This is a genomic window from Hamadaea tsunoensis DSM 44101 (assembly GCF_000428945.1).
In the GTDB taxonomy this organism is placed as follows: Bacteria; Actinomycetota; Actinomycetes; order Mycobacteriales; family Micromonosporaceae; genus Hamadaea; species Hamadaea tsunoensis.
In genome coordinates this window covers 47,289-72,296 of sequence record NZ_AUAX01000023.1, presented here as the reverse complement: position 1 = coordinate 72,296, position 25,008 = coordinate 47,289, and the positions used below count along the sequence as shown (strand labels likewise).

Here is a 25,008-nt window from a genome sequence, read left to right as displayed (position 1 = left end):
GACCCCTGACGGTCGACCCCTGACGGTCGACGATCTTGCGCGAATGTTCGGGCATTTAGGATACACCGGACGAAATTCGGGGCATTCGCGCAAGATCGTCGAGCATCTCGGGTGCAAGTCGGACAGTCGCGACAAAGGCCGGTCCGACACAAGCACAAGCCGGGCGGGGTTGGGGTTGGAACGGTGACCGAACCGCGGTGAAGGATGCTTCGCTCCACTCACCTGGCAGTGGAGTCCCCGGAGCGCAGCGACAGGGGCGGAACGGTCTCCCGCGGGAGGAGCGGAGGTGAGATCGACGAACCCGGGACAAGAAGATCTTGATTCTTAAGGATCTTGACGCGATCCGCTCGGCGCGCGCAACCCACGCATCGAACCGGATTGCCGGCTCAGTGGGCGCCTGCCTGCCGGGGGGATGATCGTTTACGGGTGAGGTGTGAAATCGGCCGCCTACTGCATGATCATTTACGGCTCCGGGGTGCGTATATGGCTCCAGCCGCACCAGGCGCGTAAACGATCATGCAATGGGAGCCGGAAATGACACCTCAGCCGTAAATGATCAAGAAAAGGGCGGCCGCGGTTCACCTGCCGGAAGAGCCTTCCCGCATCGCGGACAACGGGCGGCAGTGGAGCAGCTTGGGCGTGATCCACAGCGGCCGAGATGTAGAAATCCTGCCCTCGCCCAAGATTCAAAGCGCTGCTGATGGAGAAAGCCGGCCCCTACCTACATCCCAGCCGTAAATGATCGAGGGGATAGGCTCGAAAACTACATCTCAACCGAGTTTGCCAGGCGCGAATCGCGGCGCTGTCGAGTGAGGCGCGGGATGCCGCTTTCCGTCGATCGGTGAGGTCATGCGGCCGTCGGACTCGATCCCTGGTGCAGCCGACGGAGAAAAGATCTTGGTGGTGGAGACCTGCTAATCACCCGCGCTGGGTGAGGAAAGCGACCGGCATCCCCGGCAGGGTGAACATCGGGGCGATTCGGCTCCATGTTCGGTCCCGAGCAGAGGGGAACCACATGAGCGCAATGGACCTGCCGGCGAAGAAGCCGGCAGCCTCGGCCGCGTCCGCGGTCCGCGCGCCGGCCAAGCCCAACACGATCACGTGGATCGCGCTGGCGCTGATGACGACCAGTTCGGTGGCGAGCCTGCGGGCCGCGCCCACCATGGCCGTGTACGGCTTGGCCTGCGTGTTCCTGTACGTCGTCCCGGCGATCATCTTCCTGCTGCCGACCTCGCTGGTCTCGGCGGAGCTGGCGTCGGGCTGGAACGGCGGGGTGTACCGGTGGGTGGCGCTCGGCCTGTCGAAGCCGCTCGGCTTCCTGGCGGTGTGGTGCCAGTTCGCCATGACGATCTTCTACTACCCGAGCCTGCTCGGCTACGTCGCGAGCACCCTGGCGTACGTGTTCAATCCGGCGCTGGCGTCGAGCGGGTTGTGGACGGCCGTCGTCATCATGGTGTGCTACTGGTCCGGCGTCTTCATCTCGTCCCGCGGTACGCAGGGCGTCGCCGGCCTGGCCAGCGCCGGGCTCATCATCGGCACGCTGATCCCGGGCGCGCTGCTGATCCTGCTCTGCGCGATCTTCCTGGGCCAGGGCAACCCGTCGGCCGCCCCGATGACCGCCTCGCACCTGCTGCCCGCCTGGACCGGTCTGGCCAGCCTGGTGCTGATCGTCAACAACTTCCTGTCGTACTCCGGCATGGAGATGAACGCGGTGCACGTGTCGAAGCTGAAGAACCCGGCCAAGGAGTTCCCGAAGTCGATGTTCTTCGCGATGGGCCTGGTGCTGGTCATCTTCATCCTGCCGGCGCTGGCGATCAGCTGGGTCGTGCCGGCCGAGCAGCTGTCCCTGACGGCCGGCGTCATGCAGGCCTTCGACGCCGTGTTCGCGCACTTCAGCATCCAGTGGCTCACGCCGCTCATCGGTATCGCGCTGGTCGCCGCCTCGCTCGGCGGCATGCTGACCTGGCTCGCCGGGCCCAGCCGCGGCCTGCTGCTGATCTCCAAGCAGGAGGGCTACCTGCCCCCGTTCCTGCAGAAGCTCAACAAGCACGGCATCCAGCAGAACATCCTGGTCACCCAGGGCGTCATCACCACCGTCATCGCCCTGCTGTACGCGTTCATCCCGGACGTGTCCAGCGCGTACTGGATCTTCTCGGTGATCACGACGCAGGTGTACCTCATCGTGTACCTGCTGATGTTCGTGGCGGCCGTCGGTCTGCGGCGCAAGTTCCCGGACCATCCACGCGGCTACAAGGCGCCGATGATCGTCGCGCTGTGCGGCGTCGGCTTCGTGGCGTCGCTGGCCGCCCTGCTGGTCGGGTTCATCCCGCCGTCGCAGTTCGCGTCCGGCAACACGGCCGTGTACGTCGCCGTCGTCGCGGGCGGCGCGCTCGGCCTCGGCCTGCTCGTGCCGTACCTGTTCTACCGGTTCCGCAAGCCGTCGTGGAAGACGGCGACGGCGAGCGAGGAGGTGGCTGAGGCATGACCACCGTCAACCCGTCGGCCAAGACCAAGCACTGGATCACCTGGGTGATCCTGGCCGCGATCTTCATCATCCTGGCCGCCGTCGCGCTCGGGGTCTTCCGCTCGGCGAAGGCCAGCGCGCAGGCCAACACCAAGGCCGATCAGCTGATCGCGGCGATCGAGTCCGCCGGCTATCCGGCCCCGACCAAGGAGCAGATCACGCGTACGCTCGGCGAGGACGGGGGATCGATCTGTGCCGATCCCAACAGTTCCCTGCGCCGGGCGGTGCTCAACGCCATGCTGGTGAACGGGGCGGGCGGCCCCGGCGCCCGGCCGGTCATCGCCGACAGCCTGGCGGTCAAGGGCCAGGTCCTCGTGATGCAGATCTACTGCCCGGAGAAGGTCGCCGACTTCCAGAAGTACGCCGGCGACCTCAAATTCGACGACGTGGTGAACCGATGACCGATGAGCTGAGGCAACGCATCGCGGCCCTGATGCCGCAGGCCCGCACCGATCTCGCCGAACTGGTGGCGATGAAGTCGGTCGCCGACCCGCGGCAGTTCCCGCCGGAGGAGTGCGCCAGGGCCGCGCAGTGGACGCTGGACGCGTTCGCGGAACTGGGTTTCACCGACGCGCGGCTGGTCGAGACGGCCGACGGCAGCAAGGCGGTCTACGGCACCCGCCGGTGCCCGAACCCGGACGCGCCCACCGTCCTGCTGTACGCGCACTACGACGTGCAGCCGCCGCTGGACGATCAGGCGTGGCGTACGCCGCCGTTCGAACTGACCGAAGTGGACGGACGCTGGTACGGCCGGGGATCGGCCGACTGCAAGGGCAACATCGTCATGCACCTGACGGCGCTGCGGGCGCTGCGCGACGACGTGCCCGTGCACCTGAAGCTGATCGTCGAGGGCTCGGAGGAGCAGGGCACGGGGGGCCTGGAGGAGTTCGTGGCGCCCAACGCCGAACTGCTGAAGGCCGACGCGATCCTCGTCTGCGACACGGGCAACGCCGCGGTGGGGTCGCCGGCCGCCACCGTCAGCCTGCGCGGCATGGTCAACGTCGTCGTCAAGGTGGAGAGCCTGAAGACCGAGGTGCACTCGGGCATGTTCGGCGGCCCCGCCCCGGATGCCCTGTCCGCCCTGGTACGCATGCTGGCCACGCTGCGCGACGAGAACGGCGGGACGACCGTGACCGGGCTGGACAACACGCAGACGTGGACGGGGGAGGCGTACCCGCCGGACCGGTTCCGGGCGGACGCCGGCCTGCTCGACGGGGTCGAGCTCCTCGGCGGCGGGCACGTCTCCGACCTCGTGTGGGCCCGGCCGGCGCTGAGCATCCTCGGCATCGACTGCCCGCCGGTGGTCGGCTCGGCGGCCGCCCTGCAACCGCACGCGGCCGCCCGGCTCAACCTGCGCATCCCGCCGGGCACCGACCCGGGCCAGGCGCAGGCGGCCCTGACCGAACACCTCAAGCACGCGGCGCCGTGGGGCGTCCACGTGACGGTCGAGGTCGAGGCCACCGGATCGCCCTTCCGCGCCGACACGTCGGGTCCCGCGTACGCGGCTCTCGGCGAGGCGATGAAGGAGGCGTACGGGACGGAGATGGCGATGCTCGGGCAGGGCGGTTCGATCCCGCTGTGCAACGTCTTCGCCGGGCAGTACCCGGAAGCGGAGATCATCCTCATGGGCGTGGAGGAGCCGCTGACGTTGATGCACGCCCCGAACGAGAGCGTCCATCCGGACGAGATCGCCGGCATGGCACTCACGGAGGCGCTGTTCCTACGGAAATTCGCAGACCGCAAGACGGGGTGACGGGGGAGTAGACGACATGACCGACATGAAGACCGCGACCGACTTCGGCGACCTGGACACGATGGGCCCCATCGACTACCTGATCGTCGAGTTCCCGGGCAGCAGGATGACCGGCGAGGGCGTACCGCTGCTGCTCGATCTGGTCGCCAAGGGCACGATCCGGATTCTCGACCTGGCGTTCATCACCAAGAACGCCGACGGCACGATCAACGCAGTGAAGATCGCCGACATGGACGTCGAGGGGGCCAAGGAGTTCGGCGTCTTCGAGGGCGCCTCGTCCGGCCTGCTCGGCCACGAGGAACTCCAGGAGGCGGCTTCGGCGATCGAGCCGGGCAACTCCGCCGGCATCCTGGTGTACGAGAACCTGTGGGCGGCCCCGCTCGCTCTGGCCTGGCGCCGCGGGGGCGGCCAGGTCGTGGCGAGCGGCCGGATCGGAGTGCAGGCGATCCTCGCCGCACTCGACGCGAGCTGAAAGGCAGGGTGGTCACGATGGGACTTCTGCGCGGAGTGGCGCGCACGGCGGTCATCGCGGGCACGGCGACGGCGGTCTCGAACCGGGTGTCGCGGCGCCAGGCGGGCCGGTGGGCACAGCAGGAGCAGGAGCAGTACGACCAGCAGCAACAGCAGTACGCACCGCCACCGCCGGCGGCGGCGCCGCCCGCGGCCGGTATGTCCATGGAGGACAAGGTGGCCCACCTGAAGTCGCTGGGTGAGCTGCGCTCGCAGGGCATCCTCACCGACGAGGAGTTCGAGCAGCAGAAGGCCGCGATCCTCGCCAACTGACGGCGCTCGCGGATCATGGAGGACAGAAGGGGGCCGGCTGATGGCCGTTCAGTTCACCGCCGAGGACTACGCCGGGCGGATGCGCCGCGCGGCGGCCGAGGCCGTCCAGGCCGGGTACGCCGGCGTGCTCGTCACGCCCGGACCCGACCTGGTGTGGCTGACCGGCTATCAGCCGACCGCCCTGACCGAGCGGATGACGATGCTCATCCTGCGCGAGGGCGAGCCGCCGCGGCTGGTGGTGCCGAAGCTCGAAGAGCCCGACGCCCAGGCCGCCACGGGCGCACCGGTGCTGGAATTCGTCCCGTGGACCGACGGGATCGACCCCTACACGGTGACCCGGCCGCTGCTCGGACCGCAGACCGCGTACGCCGTCGCCGACTCGGCCTGGGCGCTGCACGTGCTCGGGCTGCTGCGGACGGTGTCGGGGCTGCGGCTGACCCCGCTGACCGACGCGCTGCCGATGCTGCGCGCGGTCAAGGATCCGCACGAACTCGACCGGCTGGCCGCCGCCGGGGCCGGGGCCGACGCGGCGTACGGGCAGATCCTCGGGGTCGCCTTCGCCGGCCGCAAGGAGACGGAGGTCGCCGCGGACCTGGCCGCGCTGCTGCGCGAGCACGGCCACGAACAGGTCGACTTCACCGTCGTCGGCTCGGGGCCCAACGGCGCCAACCCGCACCACGAAGCCGGCGACCGCACGATCGCCACCGGGGACACCGTCGTGCTCGACTTCGGCGGCCTGCGGGACGGCTACGGGTCCGACACGACGCGTACCGTGCACGTGGGGCCGGACGTCGACGACGAGGTACGCCGCGTCCACGACCTCGTGCGCACCGCCCAGCAGACCGCGTTCGAGGCGGTCCGGCCGGGCGTCACCTGCCAGGACATCGACCGCGCCGCGCGGAAGGTGATCACCGACGGCGGCTACGGGGAGTACTTCATCCACCGGACCGGCCACGGCATCGGGGTCACCACGCACGAGCCGCCCTACATGATCGAAGGCGAGCGGCTGCCGCTGGTCCCCGGGATGTGCTTCTCCATCGAACCGGGCGTCTACCTGCCGGGGCGCTTCGGCGTACGCATCGAGGACATCGTCACGGTGACCGAGGACGGCGGCCGGCGGCTCAACAACACCAGCCACGACATGGCGATCGTCGCCTGAGCACCGCCGCGGCGTCGCGGTTCTGCTCAACGGTGCTCAACGCCGCTCACCTTCGCGGCCGGCACCGCTCATCCCCACCGATCCTGAGTCTCATCCATCCGCCTCAAGAAAGGATGCGGGATGAGGCTCCGACGAACCCTCTGCGCCGGGCTGCTCGCGGTCGCCGCGACCGTGGCCGGCGTACCGGCGGCGACACAGGCGGCCCCGCCGGCGACAGCCCGGGCCCAACTGCTCAACAACAGCATCTTCAACGTACGCCTGGTCAACGCGAACAGCGGCCGGTGCCTGGAGATCGGCTTCTGGGGCACCGAGGACTACCGCAACGCCGTCCAGTACACGTGCTACGGCGGGGCGCCGCAGCGGTGGAACGTGCTCGCGTACCCGACCGGGGAATTCGAGCTGGTCAACGTCAACAGCGGGAAGTGTCTGGAGATCAGTTTCTGGATGGCCGGGGACTTCGCCTTCGCCGGGCAGTACACCTGCTACAACGGGGACATCCAGAAGTGGTGGCTGACGGTCACGGGATCCAACACCTACTCCTTCACCAACAAGGCGACCGGGAAGTGCCTGGAGATCGCCTACTCCGGCCTGGAGGATTTCCGCACGGCCAGCCAGTACACGTGCAACAACGGGGCCACCCAGCGGTGGGCCATGCGTACCGACTGATCCCCGTCGAAGGTGAGAATCTGTCCAGATGAGACATTGGATTCCGGCCCTCATGGTGGCCGCGGGCCTTGTCGTGGTGGCCGTGCCGGTGGTGTCGGGGGCCGCGCCGGGTACCTGTACGCGTCAGCTGTCGCTGCAGCCGCAGGCGACCGTGTCGGAGTCCGGGGGCCCGATCGTGTTCGCCGTGGCCTCGGGCGGGTGCGCGGCGGCGGGGCATGTCCGGGTGGACGTCGTGGACGGGTCGGCGCGGCGGCCGGGGGACTTCACCGGTACCGGCGGGGAGCTGAGCTGGACCGCCGGGGACTGGAGCGATCGGTCGGTCACCTTCGGCGTCGTCGATGACGGCCTCGGCGAGGCTGCGATGGAGACCTTCCGGGTGCAGCTCGTCGTGGACGGTCCCGGAGTCGCGATCGCGTACGGCGTGGGCGAGGGGCGGATCCTGGACGACGACTCGGGGGCGCGGGTCGTCGTCGCGCAGGATGTGCTGGTGGTGGCCGATCGGGGGCCAGGCGGGCCGTCGGCGGCACCCTCGCCGCCGGTCAACGCGTTGCGAGGACTGGGACAGGACAATGTGGATCCGCGGTTCCGGTTCAATGTGCCGCCGCAGTCGGCGGTGGTGCTGCGCTACAGCACCGTGGACGGGACCGCGGTGGGCGGGGTCGACTTCGTTCCCGTCACCGACGCGCTGGTGACCGTGCCGGCCGGTGCGCTCGGGGGCGAGCTGCCGGTCACCCTCCTGGCGCATTCCGGTGGTGCCCGGTCGTTCTCGGTACGCGTCGAGTCCCTCTCGCCCTACGTCGTGCTGGACGGGGAGGCCGTGGTCACGATCGCAGGGCCGTAACGGCCCGGCCGCGCAGGCGTACATCGCCGATGGAGCGGGCCACCTCGGCGGCGGCGGTGTACGCCTGCCCGGCGGCCCGCTCGTCGCCCGCGGCCCGCCGGGCGTCCCCGAGCAGCAGGAGGGTCTCCGCTTCGGCGCCCCGCTGACCGAGGTCCCGCCGCGTGCGGAGGGCGGCGGCGAGATGCCGGGCGGCGGTGGCGTACCCGCCGAGGGCCAGGTACGCCTCGCCGACACTCTGGCGTACCTGGGCCTGAACACCGGGGTGCCCCGCCGACCGGGCCAGGGCCGACGCCCGCCGCAGGTACGCGAACGCTTCGCCGGGCCGGCCCATGAGGGTGTGGGTGTGCCCGATGTTGTTGAGCGCCAACGCCATCCCGGCGAGGTTGCCGCCGTCGGTGTGCAGCCGCAGCGCCGCCGCGAACGTGTCGACCGCCTCGGCGTACCGGTGCAGGCTCGCGTACGCGACGGCCATGTTGTTGAGGTTCTTGCCGACGGCCCGGTCGTCGCCGGCCGCCCGCAGCAGTTCCACCGCCCGGCCGAGGTGCCCGAGGGCGGCCTCGTGCTCGCCGGCGGCGTTGCGGGCGACCCCGAGCCCGCTGCGCATCAGCGCCTCGGCGGCCGGATCGCCCTGGCGCAGGGCGGCTTCGAGCCCGCGGACGCACAGCTCGGTCTGCTCCGGCCACAGCCCGCGGCCGGTGAAGTAGCTCGTCAGCAGGTAGCTCAGCGACCACACCGCCGTGTCGAGCCCGTGCCCGGCCGCGTACGCGGCGATCGGCAGGATGTTCGGCCGCTCGGCGTCCAGCAGGGCGAGCACACCGTCGCGTGTGGACGGCACGGCCACGGCCGCCGGGACGTCGACGCGTACCGTGCTGCGGCCGGGGTCGAGGACGTCGTCGGCAGCCTGGGCGAGGGCCAGGTACCAGCCGGCGATCCGCCCGGCGATCGTGGCGGGGGCTGCCGGCAGGGGCCGCTCCCGCGCGTACTCCCGGAGAAGATCGTGGAAGTGGCAGCGGCCCGGCGCCGACTCGGTGAGCAGGTGGGCGGCGAGGAGCTCGTCGAGGCCGGGGCCGAGGGCGGCCGCGAGCGCCGGGGCCAGGGAGGGGCCGGGATGCTGCCCGAGCAGGGCGAACAGCTCGGCGGCGGCGGGGGACAGCGCCTGGTACGCGCCGTCGAAGACCGCCCGCAGCGGCGGTACGCCGGGAACGGTGACGCCGAGCCGGTCGCGGGCGAGCTCGTCGGCGACGTCGGCGATCGGCTGGTGCGGGCGGGCGGCGAGGCGGGCGCCGGCGAGCCGGAGCGCGAGGGGCAGGCCGGCGCAGAGGCCGGCGAGCCGGCGCGCGTGGCCGGGCTCGGTGATGGCGCGGTCGCCGACCAGCGCGGTCAGCAGCGCCTCGGCCTCGGCCGGCGGCAGCGGATCGAGCTCGACGTGCCGCACCGCGTGGCCGACGCCGAGCCCGGCGAGGCGCTGGCGGCTGGTGACCAGCAGGCGGCTGCCTGATCCGGGCGGCACGACAGAATCGACCTGCTCGACCGAGCCGGCGTTGTCCAGCACGACGAGCGCCCGGCGGCCCGTGATCGCGGACCGGTAGCGGGCGACCTGTTCCGCGAGCCCGCTCGGGATCTCCGCCGCCGGTACGCCGAGCCCGGCCAGCAGCGCGCGCAGGATCGCGGCCGGGCCGAGGGCCTGGGCGGGATCGTGGCCGCGTACGTCGAGGAACAGCTGCCCGTCGGGGAACCGGCGGGCAGCCGAATGTCCCCATTGGACGGCGAGGGCGGTTTTGCCGATCCCGGCGGGCCCACACACGACCGTCACCGCGTACACGTCCGGCCCGTCGAGCCGCGCGTGCTCGGCCGCCCGGCCGACGAAGTGTCCCGGCGGCGCGGGGAGCTGTGCGGGCCGTGATCCGTTGCGTGCCAGGCGTTTGCGTTCCTCGGCCCGGTCCCGCGCGGTGGCCAGGGCGCCCTGTTCGGCCGCGGACGCGCCGAGCAGGCGTACGAGGGTGTCGAAGCGGTCGGTCGGCGGCAGGGTCCGGCCGGAGAAGTACTGTGCCACGATTCCGTGCGACCAGCCGGTGGCGGCCGCGATCTCGCGCTGCGTGCGTACCCGGCCGTCGCGACGGCGCGCTTCCCTGCGGAGGAGCTGCCGCAACAGGATCGCAACATCAATTTCCGGATCCGGGGTGGGCACCGATCCGCCTCTGATTCGTTGATCTCGATAGGTGAGGGGAGGATAGCTCAAATGACTTGGCCTATGTCACAGTCTGTACCCGCTAAGCAACTAGGCGTACCATCAGCGCCACTCCACGTACGCGACACACCGTCGTCACATGTTCCGACATATGCCGAAAAAGATGATGTTCTCCCCGCTAGGGTGAGCCACGACCGGTGCGGACGACGAGAGGATAAGACCATGGATGCCGACATCGAGTTCCTCTGGAAGACGATTCTGTCCGGCGCGGGCGGCTGTCCGGCGCTCTACCGGGCGCCTGGCGGCTACATCGTCCAGGGTGTGAAGATCGACGCGGCCACGCGGGCGGTCCTGCGAGACCTCGCCGCGGGCGAGGACGCGGTCTTCGTCCCGGCCGATGTTCTGGAGCGGCTGCGCGAGCACGTCTGACCCGCCACCGACCAGTCAGGACATTTCCATCCGATGTACCGCCTGTTAACAGGGCGCATCGATGGTCATCTGACGATTCGGCCAGCCGGCGCACAGGTCCGCCTGACTCACCAGTCAGGACGGTGCGCCGGTTTGGCGGATGCCCAGGTCAACAACGCCTTCTCGGGGCCGCCCGAACGCTCGGCCCCGAGCGGAGGACGCCCGGCCAGCGCAGGGTGGCGGCATGGTGGAAAATCGGCTAGCAGCGATTTTGCCCGTGCCACTCCCAGCGGAGCAGTCGATGAATTCGGTTTCCGAACGGCAAGCGCAAGCTGATCAGCTCGCCGAGGCGTTACGAACGCTGCGGCGGCGTACCGGAATGTCCGGCAAGGACTTCGCGTCCCGGCTGGGCTGGCACTCCTCCCGGGTGAGCCGGCTGGAGCGGGGGCGGCAGACGCCGACCAAGGCCGACCTGCGCGCCTGGGCCACCACCTGCTCGGCCAGCCGGTCCGAGTTCGACGAACTGACCGTCCTGCTGCGCAAGGTGCAGGCGGTGCACCGCGACTGGCGCCGCCGGCTCCAGCGGGGACAGACCGCGATCCAGGCCGACTACAACCAGCTCGTGGCCGGTGCCCAGGTGGTACGCCATTTCGAGACGGCCTGGATCCCCGGCCTGCTGCAGACGGCGGAGTACGCGCGGCGGGTCTTCCGCGAGCAGGCCGAACTGCATGATCTCGACGTGCACGACGAGGACGCGGCCGTCACGGTCCGGCTGGCCCGCCAGCGCCATCTCTACAATCCCGCGAAGCAGTTCGAGTTCCTGCTGGCCGAGCCGGTGCTGCGGTGGCGTACCTGCCCGGGGGACGTGCTGCGCGGCCAGCTCGGCGGCCTGACCGAGGCGGCCGGACTGCCCAATGTGCGCATCGGCATCCTTCCGCTGGACCGGGCGCTTCGGACGACTCCCCAGAACGCCTTCCAGATCTACGACCGGGTCACGGTCGTCGAGACTTTCGCCGGCGAGACCTATTACGACGACGCCACGTCCGCGGCGTACCTGCGGATCATGGAGCGGCTCTGGGCGGACGCCATGACCGGTGACGACTTCGTCCGGGTCATCCAGGACGCGGCCGCCGCGCTGCACTGATCCACTGTGGGCAGGCTGTTGATCCGCTGAGGACCGCTGGGCGCGCCGCGTACGCCGCTCGGCGCGCGGGCGCTCCGTTCGGCGCGTACGCCGGCCGGGCGGCCCGCCGTCATGTTGACAGACGCCGATGGGCAACTTAACGTCGCCTATCGACTTCCGGAAATGTTCCGGAAGTCAGTCCGGAACAATTCGCCCTCGCGCCCACGAGGAGTGTCCACAGTGAACCTCCGTTGGAAGGCCGCCTTGGTGGCGGCCGCATCTGTCGTGGCGGCCGGCGCCGGGATGACGGTCCTGTCGTCGCCCGCCCAAGCCGCCTCACTGGTCGAGGTGACCAACTTCGGCACCAACCCCAGCGCCCTGCGCATGTACGAGTACGTGCCGGCGACGGTCACCGCCAACCCGGCGATCCTGGTGGCCGTGCACTACTGCACCGGCTCCGGCCCGGCGTTCTACTCGGGGACCGAGTTCGCCTCGCTCGCCGACCGCTACGGCTTCATCGTCATCTACCCGTCCGCCACCCGCAGCGGCAGCTGCTTCGACGTCTCCTCGCCGCAGGCTCTCAAGCACGACGGCGGCAGCGACCCGGTCGGCATCATCTCGATGGTCCGCTACGTGCTGTCGCACAACGGTGCCGACGCGAGCCGGGTCTACGTCACCGGGGCGTCGTCCGGCGGCATGATGACCAACGTCCTGCTCGGCGACTATCCCGACGTCTTCAAGGCGGGCGCGGCGTTCATGGGCGTACCGTTCGCCTGCTTCGCCACGACCGACGGTTCGAGCTGGAACAGCGCCTGCGCCAACGGTCAGGTCACCAAGACCCCGCAGCAGTGGGGCGACCTCGTCCGCGGCGCGTACCCGGGCTATGCCGGGGCCCGTCCCCGGATGCAGCTGTGGCACGGCACCGCCGACACGACACTGCAGTATCCGAACTTCGGTGAAGAGATCAAGCAGTGGACCAACGTGCTCGGCGTCAGCCAGACCCCGGTCGCCACGGACACCCCGCAGAGCGGCTGGACGCGGACGCGCTACGGCAACAACAGCGCACAGGCGCCCGTCGAGGGGATCAGCATCAGCGGGGTGGGGCACAGCCTGCCGCTGAGCGGCCAGGCCGCGATGGCGATCCACTTCTTCGGCCTCGACGGGAGCGTCACCACCAGCCCGTCGGCCAGCGCCTCGCCGAGCCGCTCCGCGAGCCCGAGCGCCTCGCCCAGCGCCTCGCCCAGCGTGTCGCCGAGTTCGCAGCCCAGCCAGAGCCCGCCGCCGGCCGGCGGATGCACCGTCGGTGACTCGATCAGCGCCTGGAACACCGGCCTGACGTCGAACCTCACCATCACCAACACCAGCGGCTCGACGATCACCAGCTGGTCGCTGGTGTTCACGCTGCCGTCCGGCCAGGCGATCACCTCGGGCTGGAACGCCACCTACGCGCCGGCCAGCGGGCAGGTCACGGCCAAGAACCTGAGTTACAACGGCACCCTGGCGCCCGGCCAGTCGACCACGATCGGCTTCAACGCCAACCACACCGGCAACACCGCCAAGCCCGCGTCGTTCACCCTCAACGGAACGCTCTGCGGCAACGTCTGATCCGGCTCCCCCCGGCGCCCGCGGGTCACTCCGCGGGCGCCACCTCGGCCCAGTCCAGAGCGGACAGGTTCACCACGATCGCCTCCTGCGTGGTACGCGAGATCACGACCACCGCCTCGTTCTCCGGATCGGGATTCTCCTCCCGGTGCGGCACGTACGGCGGGACGAAGATGTAGTCGCCGGGCCGGGTGCGCACCACGGTCTCCACGGGCTCGTCCCCTTCGACGTCGAGGAAGACGAAGGTCGGCGTACCGGAGACGACGAAGATGGCGGTCTCCGAGGAACCGTGGTGGTGGTTGGCCGACGCCGTCCCGCCGGGCACGTGCGTCTGGCCCATCCACAGGTTCCGGGCCCCGACCGTCTTGCCGCTGACCGCCTCCAGCCGCTTCATGCCGGGCGTCTGCGTGGTCTGGGCGATCAGGTCGTCCGGACCCACCCGGTGCAGGCGCCGGTGGAACGGATCGATGTCGGCGGGCAGGACGACGCCGGACGGCGTACGCCGGAACTCGGTCATGACACTCCTTGCGGTAGCAGCCGGCGCAGCGCGTTCGCGGCAGTGTCGGCCAGATCGTGGGGCAGGCCCCGGCGGGCCCACATCGACAACGTCATCGGCTGCGCGGCGGGCAGGTCGTCGCGGGGGACCAGGCCGGGCGGGGACTGCCCGAGCGTCGCCATGAGGCCGACGCCCAGCCCCGCCAGCACAGCCGCCTGCACGCCGGCCAGGTGGGCCGCCTCGCAACTCACGTCGGCCGGAAGTCCTTGCGCGGCAAGGGTTTCCAGGGCCCGCGTACGCAACGCGCAGGGAGCGTCGAACGCCACCACGGAAACGGGGGTGCCCGGATTCCAGCCGGGGGCGGCGTACCAGGTGAGGTCGAGTTCGCCGACCGGGCGGGCCCCGTCGCCGTCGGCCGGACCGAGCAGCAGGGCGAGGTCGATGCGGCCGTCGGCGAGCGCCGAACGCAGCGGAGCGCCCCGATCGAGCCGGAACCGCACGCGGCAACCGGTGACGGTGGTCGAGAGGGCGGTCGACAGCGCCGGCAGCAGCTGGGCGGCGGCGTGCTCGGTCGACCCGATTACGAGCGTACGCTCAGCCTCCACGCCGAAGCCCCGCAGCGTCTCGTCGTGCACCGCGAGGATCCGCCGGGCCTGGCCGAGCAGCAGCTCCCCGTCGGCGGTGAACCGCGATCCGCGGCCCTGCCGTTCGACCAGCGTACGCCCGACGGCGGTCTCCAGCCGCCGCACGTGCTGGCTGACCGCGCCCTGGCTCAGGTACAGGGCCGTGGCCGCGCGCTGGAAGCCGCCGCAGTCCGCGACCGCCACGAGACTCCGCAGCGGCGCGATCCCCAGTTCACGGCTCATGCGATCCAGGTTAGGCGCCAACTCTTTACGATTTGTGAACGGTGTTTCACGAGTTCTCGATGCTCATCACGGATCGTGATGAGTCGCCATCACGATCTCTGCTTGGACATCGGCGCAGGCCGGCGGGCAGACTCGACGGCATGAGCCCGACTGTCGCCCCGCTGCTGACGCGGTGCCGCTGGCTCGACCACGCCCGCAGCGGCGCCACGCGTTGTCGCTGACGCATCGCTGACCGGGGCGTCGTCGAGCGGACGCCCGCAGCCTTCACCCGCCGAGCCCTGTGCGGCCGGCTTTCTCCGCCACGCCCGTGGACGTGCCGTGGCGGCCTGTCTCACCTTCCCACCGGACCTCGGCCGCGCGCCGGTCCGGCGATGTCCTCTGACGACAAACGCCGACATCCCTGAAAGGCGTACCCATGTCACGCACCCTCAAGCTCGGCGCCGTGCTGCTCGGCGTCGGCGGCCCCGGCCAGCATCACACCTGGCTGAACCCCGAGATACCCGGCGACGCCAGCGTCGACGTCCGCTGGTACATCGCCCGTGCCCAGCAGGCCGAGGCGGCCAAGTTCGACCTGGTGTTCATCGTGGACAGCCAGTTCATCACGCCGGACTCGCCCAACCACTACCTCAACCGGCTGGAGCCGCTGACGCTGCTGTCGGCCGTGGCCGTGCACACGTCGAACATCGGCCTCGTCGGGACGCTGACGACGTCCTACAACGAGCCGTTCCACATCGCCCGCCGGCTGGCCTCGCTGGACCTCATCAGCGGCGGGCGCGCGGGCTGGAACGTGGTGGCGACCGGCGACGGCGGCACGGCCGCCAACTTCGGCCTCGACGAGCACTACGACTACGCCACCCGCTACGGCCGCGCCCTGGAACACGTACGCGTCGCCCAGGGGCTCTGGCAGTCCTATGAGGAGGACGCCTTCCCGCGCGACAAGGAGAACGGCGTCTTCTTCGACCGCACCAGGCAGCACGAGCTGAACCACAAGGGCGAGCACTTCTCGGTCGCCGGCCCGCTGAACATCCAGCGCTCGCCGCAGGGCCAGCCGGTCATCTTCCAGGCCGGCGACTCCGAGGAGGGGCGCGACCTCGGCGCGAACATCGCCGACGCCATCTTCACCCACGCCCAGACGATCGAGCAGGGGCAGGCGTTCGCCCGCGACATCCGGGCCCGCGCCGCCGCCCTGGGCCGCGACCCCGACCAGATCATCATCTTCCCCGGCATCAGCCCGGTCATCGCCGCGACCGACGAGGAGGCGCGGGCCAAGGACGAGGCGATCCGCGGCGGCAAGAGCTTCGACCGGGCGCTCGCCGAGCTCGGCCGCCCGTTCGGCTGGCACGACTTCTCGCAGTACGACCTCGACGCGCCCTTCCCGGAGCTGGGCGACCTCGGCGAACGCAGCTTCAAGACGCAGGCCGAGCGCATCAAGAAGCTGGCCCGCGACAACGGTTTCAGCCTCCGCCAGGTGGTCCGGCACCAGCTCGACGCGCACCGGTCGCCGTTCGTCGGGTCGCCGCTGACCGTCGCCGACGAGATCCAGCGCTGGTTCGAGGCGGGCGCCTTCGACGGCATCAACCTCACCGTCACCGTGCCCAGCGAGTTCGCCGTCTTCACCGACGAGGTGCTGCCGATCCTGCGCGAGCGCGGCGTCGTGCGTACCGACTACGAGGCGAGCACGCTGCGCGGCAACCTCGGCCTGCCCATTCCCCGCAACACCCACACCCTTGCCCGTGAGGCGGTCCTCGTATGAGAAAGCAACTCCTGAGCCTGCTCGCCGCCGTCACCCTCGGGCTCGCGGGTTGCGCCGGCGGCACCGGCTCGGCCACCCCGGGCGAGAGCACGCTGCGCTGGGCGGTCGCGCTGCCCGCGCACTGGGACCCCGTCGTCAGCGGCAGCGGCGCCCAGTTCCGCATCCTCTCCCTCGCGTACGCGTCGCTGACCGACATCGACGAGAACGGCAAGGCGGTGCCGAGCCTCGCCGAGAAGTGGGAGTACAACGCGACCGGCGACCAGGTCACGTTCCACCTGCGGCCGAACCTGAAGTTCTCCGACGGGGAGGCGCTGAACGCGGCGGCGGTCAAGGCGTACCTGGAGCGGGCGAAGACGCAGAAGAACTCCGCGCTCTTCGGCGACCTCACCTCGATCAAGGAGGTCACCGCCGCCGGCGACACCGACATCGTGCTGAAGCTGTCCCAGGTGGACTACCAGATCCCGCTGCTGCTCGGCGAGCGCGTCGCGCAGATCACCAGCCCGAAGGCCGCCTCCGACCCGGCCAAGCTCGACCAGTCCCCGGTCGGCGCCGGACCCTTCGTCGTCACCGAGAACGTGCCGGGCTCGCACGTCTACCTGAAGAAGAACCCGGACTACTGGGACGCGGCGAACATCCACATCGACCGCGTCGAGCTGTCGGCCGCGCCGGACAACGCCACGCTCGTGTCCAGCCTGCAGACCGGGGTGTACGACCTGGCGTACCTGGATCCGTCGCAGGTGAAGGCGGCGCAGGCGGCCGGGCTGGACGTCGTCTTCCAGCCGGGCTTCAACGCGGCCAACATCAGCCTCAACGTCAACAAGAAGCCCTTCGACAACCCGAAGGTCGTCGACGCCTTCCGGTACGCGACCAACCGCAAGGAGTTCGTCGACAAGGTGACCTTCGGCTACGGCAAGGCGACCGACCAGGCGTTCCCGCCGGGGTACGTCGCGTACGACCCGCAGTCGGCGAACGCCTACCCCTATGACGTGGCCAAGGCGAAGCAGCTGCTGGCCGAGGCGGGCTACGCCGCCGGGCAGATCAAGCTCGACCTGGTGATCCCGGCCCCGTCGAGCGCGGCCGAGATCGTGCAGTCGCAGCTGGCCGCGATCGGCGTCACGGTGACGATCAAGGTGGACCCGAACTGGGCGACCCCGTTCTTCGCCAAGGACCTGACGCTGTCGCTCTACGGCACGACCGGCCGCGAATCGCCGGTGCAGACGCTGACCGCCCACTTCGGACCGAACGGGCCGCTGAACCTCAGTACGCCCTACGAGCCCGCCGGTTTCGAGGACGCCGTCTCGCTGGCCCGGCGTACGCCGCTGGACTCGCCCGACTACGCCAGGAACCTCCAGGCGGCCACCCGGGCCGGGCTGGCCTCCGAAGCGCTGATCTTCACCTATTCGCAGCCGAACATCTTCGTCAAGAGCAAGAAGGTGTCCGCGCTGCCGGCGGTCCCGGGCCAGATCCACTGGACCGGCGTCACGGTCGGAGGCTGACATGCTCCGTCGTACGCTGGCCGCGCTCGGCCGGTCCGTGGCCCTCTTCGTCCCGGTGTTCCTCGTCGCCACCTTCGTGACCTTCGCCCTGCGGTCGCTGTCCGGGCTGAGCCCGGCGCACTTCCAGCTCGGCGAGTCGGCCACCCCGGAGGCGGTCGGCCGGATCGAGCACCAGTGGGGTCTCGACCGCCCCTTCCTCGCCCAGTACGCGTCCTGGTTCCACGACCTGCTCACCGGTCACCTGGGCACGAGCTGGTTCAACGGGGCGGACATCAGCGCGCTGCTGGCCGACGGCGCGATCGTGAGCCTGTCGGTCGCCGGGTTCGCCCTGGTGATCGGCGTGGTCTTCGGTTCGGGCCTCGGCATCCTGGCGGCCGTCCGGCGTACGACGTGGGTGGACCGGGCGATCACGGGGGTGACGACCGTGCTGTCGGTGATGCCCTCGTTCGTGGTCGGCATCCTGCTCGTGGGCGTGTTCGCCGTCGGGCTGCGCTGGTTCCCGTCGGCCGGGTTCGTCCCGGCCGACCGGGGCCTCGGCCCGTGGCTCGCGCACATCACCCTCCCGGCGATCGCGCTCAGCTTCGACACGATCGCCGACCTCGCCCGGCAGCTGCGGGCCGGGCTGGTGGCCGCGTACCGGGAGAACTACGTGACCGGCGCGGTCGTCCGTGGTCTCAGCCCGCGCCGGGTGTTCTTCCGGCACGTGCTGCGCAACGGGATCGGGCCCGCCCTGGCGGTGCTCGGCCTCAAGTTCCCCAACCTGCTCGGCGGGGCGGTGGTCACCGAGGCGATCTTCGGGATGCCCGGCTTCGGGCAGTTCGCCGCGGCCTCGGCGCAGCGCGGCGACGTCCCGGCCGTGCAGGGCGTCCTCGTCGTCTCGATCGTGCTCGTCGTCGTCTTCAACCTGATCGTCAACGTCCTGCTGGCCCGGGTCACCCCGGCCGCGGCGAGGGGAGTCTGAGATGCTGCGGCGCGTACTCGGGCTCGGGGCCGGCCGGGTGGCTCTCGGCGTACTCCTGACGGTGGTGTTGCTCGCGATCTTCGGACCGCTCGTGGCGCCGCAGGATCCGCTGGCGACGAGCACGGACCTGCTCGCGGCGCCGTCGGCGCACCACTGGCTCGGCACCGACTACCTGGGCCGGGACGTGCTGAGCCGGCTGCTGGCCGGCTCGCGGCTGAGCGTGCTCGGCGCGGTCGAGGTCGTGGCGATGGCGCTGGTGGTGGGCGCGGTGCCGGGCGTGCTGTCGGTCTATCTCGGGCGGGCGTTCGAGTGGGTGACGCTGCGCCTGGTGGACACGCTGATCGCGCTGCCGTTCCTGGTCTTCGCGGTCGCCGTGACCGCGCTGCTGGGCAACGGCATCCCGCAGGCGATGTTCGTGGTCGGCCTGCTGGTGTCGCCGCTGTTCTACCGGGTGGCGCGGGCGGCGACGCTCGCCGTGGCCCGCTCGCCCTACGTCGAGGCCGCCGTCATCGCCGGCGCCTCGGTCGCCTGGATCGTGCGCAAGCACGTGTGGGGCAAGGTGCTGCCGCCCATCGCGGTCGCCCTCGCCCAGACCACCGGCGTCGGCTTCGTCGTCGTCGCCAGCCTCACCTTCCTGGGCATCGGCGTACGCCCACCGGCGCCGACCTGGGGCGGGGTGCTCGCGGCCGACCTCGGCTTCCTCAGCTACCAGCCGTACGCGCCGCTCGCCCCGATCGTGCTGATCATGGCGACGGTGTGGGCGTGCAACCTGCTCGCGGACGCCCTGCGGGACGCGTCCGGGGTGGCGGGGCGGGCGCTCGTGCTGCGCCGCCCCCGGTTTTCCGGCGGCTCTCGTGTGAAGGAGGCCTGACATGGTGTTGCAACTCGTCGACGTCCACATCCGCAACGACGCGACCGGGCAGGAGGTGGTCCGCGGCGTCTCGTTCGACCTGCGGCCCGGCGCGGCCGTCGGGATCGTGGGGGAGTCCGGCAGCGGCAAGACGCTCACCTGCCGGTCGGTCCTCGGCATCCTGCCCGAGCTGTTCTCCGTCTCCAGTGGACACGTCGCCGTCGACGGCCGGGACGTGTCCTCGCTGTCGGGCAAGGAATGGACCGCCCTGCGCGGGTCGGTGATCGGCGCGGTGTTCCAGGACCCGGCCTCCTACCTCAACCCCTCGATCAAGGTCGGTGCCCAGGTCGCCGAGGTCGTACGCGTGAAGAAGCGCGTGTCGCGCCGGGCCGCCCGCGACCGGGCGCTCGAACTGTTCGCCTCGGTACGCCTGCGCGACCCCGAACTCGTCTACCACCAGTACCCGCACGAACTCTCGGGCGGGATGCTGCAACGGGTGCTGATCGCGGCGGCCGTCGCGGCGGACCCGCAGGTGCTCATCGCCGACGAGGCCACGACCGCCCTGGACGTGACCGTGCAGGCGGAGATCCTCGACCTGCTGGCGCACCTCCGCGCGACGACCGGGCTGGCGCTGGTCGTGGTGTCGCACGATCTCGCGGTGGTGGCCCAGGTCTGCGACGAGGTGATCGTCCTGCGCGACGGGGAGACCGTCGAGCAGGGGCCGACCGACGAGATCCTCTTCGAGCCCCGGCACGAGTACACGAAGCTGCTCATCGAGGAGCACCTCCAGTACGGCCTCGAACGCTTCCTCACCCCCGTCGACGTCGCTTCCGAGGTCGGGGAGCTGGAGCATGTCTGAGAAGGTTCTGGACGTCAGCGGGTTGGACGTGCACTACCGGCGCCGCGGTGGCCGGCTGCACGCGCTGCGCTCCGCCTCCCTCTCGGTCGCGGCCGGGGAGACCGTCGGCGTCATCGGCGAGACGGGTTCGGGCAAGTCGACGCTCGCGCGTACCGTGCTCGGCCTCGTCCGCCCGACCGCGGGCCGGATCACCATCGCCGGCCAGGAGGTCACCGGTTTCTCCGGGCGGCAATGGAAAGCGTTGCGGCGTCAGGGAATCGTGCAGTACGTCTTCCAGGACCCGCTGCGCAGCCTCGACCCGGACCTGACCGTGGCCTCCTCGCTCGTCGAGCCGCTGCTGATCCAGGGCATCCGTGCCGCCGACGCGCGTACGCGAGCCCTGGCGGTGCTGGATCGGGTGGGTCTGGACCCCGAACTGCTGGACCGGCTGCCGGGGGAGCTGTCCGGCGGTCAGCGCCAGCGCATCGTGGTCGCCCGGGCGCTCATCACCGATCCGCGGCTCGTCATCCTCGACGAGCCGGTGAGCGCCCTGGACTCGGCGAACCGCGTACGCGCCCTGGAGTTCCTCCGGCAGCTGCGCCTCGGCGGGACGGCGCTGGTGTTCATCTCCCACGACCTCGGTTCGGTGGCCGGGATCGCGGACCGGATCGCGGTCCTCTACCAGGGCGAGGTGGTCGAGGACCGGCCCGCCCGCGACGTCGTCGTGAATCCCTCGCACGAGTACAGCCGGCTGCTGGTGCGGTCGGCTCCCACCCTCGCGTCCGCGGCCCGCCACCGGGCGGCTCTCAACGGAAAGGCGGTCACCACCGTATGACCCGGCAGATCAGACTCGCACTGCGCGCGTACGGGGTGGGCGGGCCCGGCCAGCACAGCCTGTGGAAGGACCCGCGCATCCCGAAGAACGCCAGCATCGACATCGACTGGTACATCGCCCAGGCGAAGGCGGCCGAGCAGGCGAGGTTCGACGCGCTGTTCATCGTCGACAGCCAGTTCATCGACGCGACCTACCCGCCGCACTACCTCAACCGGCTCGAACCGCTGACGCTGCTGTCGGCCGTCGCCGTCCACACGCGACACATCGGCCTGGTCGGCACCCTCAGCTCCACCTACAACTCGCCGTTCAACGTCGCCCGCCGGTTCGCCTCGCTGGACCACATCAGCGGCGGCCGGGCCGGCTGGAACGTGGTCACGAGCCTCGACTCCGGCACGTCGCGCAACTACGGCCTCGACGAGCACCTCGACTACGCCACCCGCTACGGCCGCGCCCTCGAACACGTCCAGGTGGTACGCGGGCTCTGGGACTCCTATGAGGACGACGCGTTCCCGGCCGACGTCGAGCGGGACGTGTTCGTCGAACCGGACCGGCTGCACGCGCTGAACCACGCCGGCGAGCATTTCAAGGTCGCCGGACCGCTCAACATCTCCCGGTCGCCGCAGGGCCAGCCGGTCATCTTCCAGGCCGGCGTCTCCGAGGAAGGCCGCAACCTGGCCGCCCACGTGGCCGAGGGCATCTACGCGCCCGGGGGCACGCTCGCCGAGACGCAGGCGTACTACGCCGACATCAAACGGCGTACGGCGCAGGTCGGGCGCGATCCCGAACACGTGGTCGTCTTCCTCGGCGCCAACCCCGTCGTCGCGGGCACGGACGCCGAGGCCCAGCGCCGGTCCCGGGAGATCTTCGACGCCGACAACGACTTCGGCCGCAAGCTCGCCGCGTTCGGGCGCTCGTTCGGCGCGTACGACTTCTCCCGGCACGATCTCGACGAGCCCTTCCCGGACGTCTCCGCGTACGCCGAGCGCAGCGGCCGGACCCGCGGCACGGAGATCGTCCGGCGGGCCCGCGAGGAGAAGCTGACCCTGCGCGAGACCGTCCTGGCCTTCACCGAGTACGCGCCGTCGCCGTTCACCGGCGCGCCGGAGACGGTGGCCGACACGATCGCGGAGTGGTTCGCGGCGGGCGCGTTCGACGGCCTGAACCTCGGCTTCCGCACACCGGACGACCTGGAACGGTTCGCCGGGGACGTGGTTCCCCTGCTCCAGGCCCGCGGCCTGTTCCGCACCGAGTACACCGCCGACACCCTGCGCGGGCATCTCGACCTGCCCGTCCCGGTCAACCGGCACACCGCCGCCCGCCTGCAGCCCGTGTCCTGACCGGGTTCTCCGCGGTCCCGCTCGGCTCTCCACCGAAAGGCTTCCCATGGCACCACGATTCCGGCTGGGCTTCCTCACCCACGTCCAGGGGCGCGGCGATCTCGCCACGACCTACGCCGACGCACAGGAGCTGTTCGTCGTCGCCGACGAACTCGGCTTCGACGTCGGCTGGGTGGCCCAGCACCACGTCCCGCTCGGCGGCGGGGGCCTGTCCTCCCCGTGGACCTTCCTGGCCCACGCGGCGGCGCGTACCAAGCGCATCCGGCTGGCCACCGCCATCACGATCCTGCCCCTCGAACATCCCGTACGCCTCGCCGAAGACGTGTCCGTCGTGGACACACTGAGCGGCGGCCGGGTCGAGATCGGCCTCGGCAGCGGCTCCGGCCCCCAGGAGTACGCGGCCTTCGGCGTCGACTTCGCCCGCAAGCGCGAACTGACGACGGAACATCTGGCGATCCTGCGCGCAGCTCTGTCCAATCAGGAGGTCGGCACCGACGGGTTCACCATCCAGCCGCCCGCCGGGGACTTCACCGACCGGATCTGGCAGGGGGTGTTCTCCGCCCCCGGCTCCCGGTACGCCGCCGAAGCGGGCGCGAACCTGCTGCTCAATCGGGCCGCCTACGGATACGAGGAGCCGACCGACGTCGTCCAGCGCCCGTGGGCCGACGAGTTCACGGCCGCGTGGGACCGCCCGCACGAGCCCCGGATCGGGCTGTCCCGGTTCATCTTCCCGGCCGCGGATCGGCGTACGGCGGTGGCGCAGGTGGGGGAGGGCGTCCTGCGGGCCACCGAAGGATTCGTCCAACGTGGATCGTTTCCGGCGGGGCTCTCGGTCGAGGACGCGCTACGCCGGTTCCACGCCTTCTACGGCCATCCGGACGAGATCGTCGCCGAACTGCAAGCCGAGCGCGTCCTGCCGGTCGCGACCGACCTGATCGCGCAGTTCAACCCGGGCGTACCGGACCGCGACGCGGCGATCCGCGCCCTCGAACTGCTCGCCACCGAGATCGCGCCGGCCCTCGGCTGGCGCCCGGCCGTCACCGCGGGAGTCTGACATGTCCCTCGAATTCACCGGACCCGCCGAGCTGCGTACCCGGGGCACGGTGCTGGTGGTGCCGGGCCGGGGCGAGACCCCCGAGACCTACACCCGGCTCGGCCGGCGGCTGGCCGCCGACTCCTACCAGGTCCGGGTGCTCTCGGCTCCCTCCGATGTGGACGACCTACGCCAGGCTGTCGAGGCGGTTGTCGAACCCGATGCGGTACGCCCCGTCGTGCTGATCGGCGCAGACCTCGGAGCGGCCCTCGTCGCCGCTCTTGCCGCCGATGCGGACCTCTCCGTCGACGGAGTCGTGCTCGCCGGGCTGCCCGGGTACGCCGACCATCAGCTCGACGGATGGGACGACGAGCTGAACGCGCGTACGCACTGCCCGGTTCATCGGAGCGTCCTCAGCGAAGGCGTCCTGCGCGAAGGAGCGGCCGAACGCGGCGCGCTCGCGGAGCCTGTGCCGACCGGGGTGCTGGATTCCGCGTACCACGGAAGCTCGGAGCTGCCGACCCTGGTGCTGGCGGGAGACGCGGACCCGTTCACGGATCTGCCCTCGCTGCGCGGCCTGGCCAAGGTACGCCCGGCGGCGCGGCTGGCGGTGGTCCGCGGCGGTCACCACGACGTGCTCAACGATCTTCAGCACCGGTCGGTGGCTGCGGAGATCGTGCGGTTCCTGGAGGAACTGCGGGCCGGCGGCCCGATCGTCGTGCCTGACACGCTGTAGGTTTACTGCCGCGTGATCGGCATATATTGACGAATGTCATCAGGTGGTGAACCATGGGCGGCGGTGTTCGCACCTCCATCGCGGGTCTGCCCGGACCGGCCGGAAAGGCCCGCCCCCACAGGGAAAGGAGCCGCCGATGAGGACCTCCCGCCTCATCTCCGTCCTGGCCGCCGCCGTCATCGCGGTCCTGGCAGCCCCTGGCGCCGCCCACGCCGCCACCATCAGCCAGCCCTTCGCCGCGAACTCCGGCGACGCGTGCCGCTACGGCACCACCGCCGGCACGCTGAACTGGCACTTCGGCGCCACCTCACCGCTGCCCGGCCTCGGCGTCGACGTCAAGGGCACCCTCACCGACCACCCGCAGCCGATCGACCCCGTCACCACCTGCCGCGACGACGGCTACTACAGCACAGTCACCTTCGTCGCGTACGCCGGCAGCGTCGAGGTCGACCGCCAGTCCCGATCGGCCAACAACACCACGACGTCGTTCACGTTCGCGCTCGGCGGATCGGCGACGACGTCCACGGTCAACCGGGTCGTCGTCCAGGTGTGCCGCAGCCCGCTGGTGACCCTGCCGCCGTCCTACTGCGGCGCAGCCGTCGTCTACAACCCGCCACCCATCGCCTGAGTTCTAGGCATGCCTGGCCGCTCGCGCCTTGATCCCGCTTGGCGCTCATGATCCCGCTTGGATCAGGGAAATCACCCGAATCATGGTCCATGATTACGTGGCGATCCCTGATCCAAGCGGGATCTTGCGAGC

General features: G+C 70.7%; 24 protein-coding genes. 21 read left to right on the top strand and 3 right to left on the bottom strand.

Annotated elements, in window-relative coordinates:
* Positions 1-1,015 precede the first annotated feature (1,015 nt).
* The 8 genes from G401_RS0128870 to G401_RS0128835 all read left to right on the top strand — a co-directional run bounded on the left by G401_RS0128870 (position 1,016) and on the right by G401_RS0128835 (position 7,726).
* On the top strand, positions 1,016-2,485 hold the full coding sequence (locus G401_RS0128870) for an APC family permease (RefSeq protein ID WP_084557709.1): 1,470 nt from the start codon (positions 1,016-1,018) through the stop codon (positions 2,483-2,485).
* Positions 2,482-2,925, top strand: a complete 444-nt coding sequence (locus tag G401_RS0128865) for a hypothetical protein (protein WP_027345211.1) — start codon at positions 2,482-2,484, stop codon at positions 2,923-2,925. The genes G401_RS0128870 and G401_RS0128865 overlap by 4 nt, the downstream gene beginning before the upstream one ends.
* The gene (locus G401_RS0128860) at positions 2,922-4,277 is read left to right on the top strand and encodes a dipeptidase (RefSeq protein ID WP_027345210.1); all 1,356 of its coding nucleotides are present in this window, start codon (positions 2,922-2,924) and stop codon (positions 4,275-4,277) included. Before G401_RS0128865 ends, G401_RS0128860 begins: the two co-directional genes overlap by 4 nt.
* Positions 4,278-4,293: 16 nt before the next feature.
* Positions 4,294-4,749 carry a DUF6325 family protein gene (locus tag G401_RS0128855; RefSeq protein WP_245601877.1) on the top strand — a complete coding sequence of 152 codons (456 nt, stop codon included), beginning with the start codon at positions 4,294-4,296 and terminating at the stop codon, positions 4,747-4,749.
* 17 nt (positions 4,750-4,766) lie between these two features.
* Positions 4,767-5,060: an SHOCT domain-containing protein gene (locus tag G401_RS0128850; protein WP_034593500.1), complete on the top strand. Its 294-nt coding sequence runs from the start codon at positions 4,767-4,769 to the stop codon at positions 5,058-5,060.
* 40 nt (positions 5,061-5,100) lie between these two features.
* Positions 5,101-6,219: an aminopeptidase P family protein gene (locus G401_RS0128845; protein WP_027345207.1), complete on the top strand. Its 1,119-nt coding sequence runs from the start codon at positions 5,101-5,103 to the stop codon at positions 6,217-6,219.
* Between the two features lie 120 nt (positions 6,220-6,339).
* Positions 6,340-6,885 carry an RICIN domain-containing protein gene (locus G401_RS0128840; protein ID WP_027345206.1) on the top strand — a complete coding sequence of 182 codons (546 nt, stop codon included), beginning with the start codon at positions 6,340-6,342 and terminating at the stop codon, positions 6,883-6,885.
* A gap of 28 nt (positions 6,886-6,913) precedes the next feature.
* Positions 6,914-7,726: a Calx-beta domain-containing protein gene (locus tag G401_RS0128835; RefSeq protein WP_084557708.1), complete on the top strand. Its 813-nt coding sequence runs from the start codon at positions 6,914-6,916 to the stop codon at positions 7,724-7,726.
* Here the strand turns inward: G401_RS0128835 and G401_RS49180 are convergent.
* A complete protein-coding gene (locus G401_RS49180; protein ID WP_051367295.1) occupies positions 7,707-9,875 on the bottom strand; it encodes an ATP-binding protein in 2,169 nt (722 codons plus the stop codon). The genes G401_RS0128835 and G401_RS49180 overlap by 20 nt on opposite strands.
* Positions 9,876-10,136: 261 nt before the next feature.
* On the opposite strand from G401_RS49180, the gene G401_RS49175 reads away from it, so the two are divergent.
* The 3 genes from G401_RS49175 (at position 10,137) to G401_RS0128815 (ending at position 13,050) form a co-directional block, all read left to right on the top strand.
* Entirely contained in the window at positions 10,137-10,343 is a 207-nt protein-coding gene (locus G401_RS49175; RefSeq protein ID WP_051367294.1) for a hypothetical protein, read from the top strand.
* A 280-nt stretch (positions 10,344-10,623) separates the two neighbouring features.
* The gene (locus G401_RS0128820) at positions 10,624-11,466 is read left to right on the top strand and encodes a helix-turn-helix domain-containing protein (protein WP_027345204.1); all 843 of its coding nucleotides are present in this window, start codon (positions 10,624-10,626) and stop codon (positions 11,464-11,466) included.
* A 219-nt stretch (positions 11,467-11,685) separates the two neighbouring features.
* The gene (locus G401_RS0128815; protein WP_245601876.1) at positions 11,686-13,050 is read left to right on the top strand and encodes an extracellular catalytic domain type 1 short-chain-length polyhydroxyalkanoate depolymerase; all 1,365 of its coding nucleotides are present in this window, start codon (positions 11,686-11,688) and stop codon (positions 13,048-13,050) included.
* A gap of 25 nt (positions 13,051-13,075) precedes the next feature.
* On the opposite strand, the gene G401_RS0128810 is transcribed toward G401_RS0128815, so the two are convergent.
* Positions 13,076-13,564 (bottom strand): cupin domain-containing protein, encoded by a 489-nt coding sequence (locus tag G401_RS0128810; protein ID WP_027345202.1) that lies wholly within the window; start codon positions 13,562-13,564, stop codon positions 13,076-13,078.
* Complete coding sequence (locus tag G401_RS0128805; RefSeq protein WP_027345201.1) at positions 13,561-14,409, bottom strand: LysR substrate-binding domain-containing protein; 849 nt, start codon at positions 14,407-14,409, stop codon at positions 13,561-13,563. Before G401_RS0128805 ends, G401_RS0128810 begins: the two co-directional genes overlap by 4 nt.
* A 415-nt stretch (positions 14,410-14,824) precedes the next feature.
* Between G401_RS0128805 and G401_RS0128800 the strand changes: the two genes are divergently transcribed.
* The 10 genes from G401_RS0128800 (at position 14,825) to G401_RS0128755 (ending at position 24,876) form a co-directional block, all read left to right on the top strand.
* On the top strand, positions 14,825-16,162 hold the full coding sequence (locus G401_RS0128800) for an NtaA/DmoA family FMN-dependent monooxygenase (protein ID WP_027345200.1): 1,338 nt from the start codon (positions 14,825-14,827) through the stop codon (positions 16,160-16,162).
* Positions 16,159-17,658, top strand: coding sequence for an ABC transporter substrate-binding protein (locus G401_RS49170; RefSeq protein ID WP_051367292.1), 1,500 nt, complete (start codon positions 16,159-16,161; stop codon positions 17,656-17,658). Before G401_RS0128800 ends, G401_RS49170 begins: the two co-directional genes overlap by 4 nt.
* A gap of 1 nt (position 17,659) precedes the next feature.
* Positions 17,660-18,619 carry an ABC transporter permease gene (locus tag G401_RS0128790; protein WP_027345199.1) on the top strand — a complete coding sequence of 320 codons (960 nt, stop codon included), beginning with the start codon at positions 17,660-17,662 and terminating at the stop codon, positions 18,617-18,619.
* Between the two features lies 1 nt (position 18,620).
* Positions 18,621-19,490: an ABC transporter permease gene (locus tag G401_RS0128785; RefSeq protein WP_027345198.1), complete on the top strand. Its 870-nt coding sequence runs from the start codon at positions 18,621-18,623 to the stop codon at positions 19,488-19,490.
* Between the two features lies 1 nt (position 19,491).
* Positions 19,492-20,328, top strand: coding sequence for an ABC transporter ATP-binding protein (locus G401_RS49165; protein ID WP_051367291.1), 837 nt, complete (start codon positions 19,492-19,494; stop codon positions 20,326-20,328).
* Positions 20,321-21,142: an ABC transporter ATP-binding protein gene (locus tag G401_RS0128775; RefSeq protein WP_027345197.1), complete on the top strand. Its 822-nt coding sequence runs from the start codon at positions 20,321-20,323 to the stop codon at positions 21,140-21,142. Before G401_RS49165 ends, G401_RS0128775 begins: the two co-directional genes overlap by 8 nt.
* On the top strand, positions 21,139-22,479 hold the full coding sequence (locus G401_RS0128770) for an NtaA/DmoA family FMN-dependent monooxygenase (protein ID WP_027345196.1): 1,341 nt from the start codon (positions 21,139-21,141) through the stop codon (positions 22,477-22,479). Before G401_RS0128775 ends, G401_RS0128770 begins: the two co-directional genes overlap by 4 nt.
* Positions 22,480-22,525: 46 nt before the next feature.
* Positions 22,526-23,533 carry an LLM class flavin-dependent oxidoreductase gene (locus tag G401_RS0128765; protein WP_027345195.1) on the top strand — a complete coding sequence of 336 codons (1,008 nt, stop codon included), beginning with the start codon at positions 22,526-22,528 and terminating at the stop codon, positions 23,531-23,533.
* A gap of 1 nt (position 23,534) precedes the next feature.
* Positions 23,535-24,248, top strand: coding sequence for an alpha/beta hydrolase (locus G401_RS49160; RefSeq protein WP_034593461.1), 714 nt, complete (start codon positions 23,535-23,537; stop codon positions 24,246-24,248).
* Positions 24,249-24,384: 136 nt separating this feature from the next.
* Complete coding sequence (locus tag G401_RS0128755) at positions 24,385-24,876, top strand: hypothetical protein (protein WP_027345194.1); 492 nt, start codon at positions 24,385-24,387, stop codon at positions 24,874-24,876.
* The last annotated feature ends 132 nt before the right edge of the window (positions 24,877-25,008 follow it).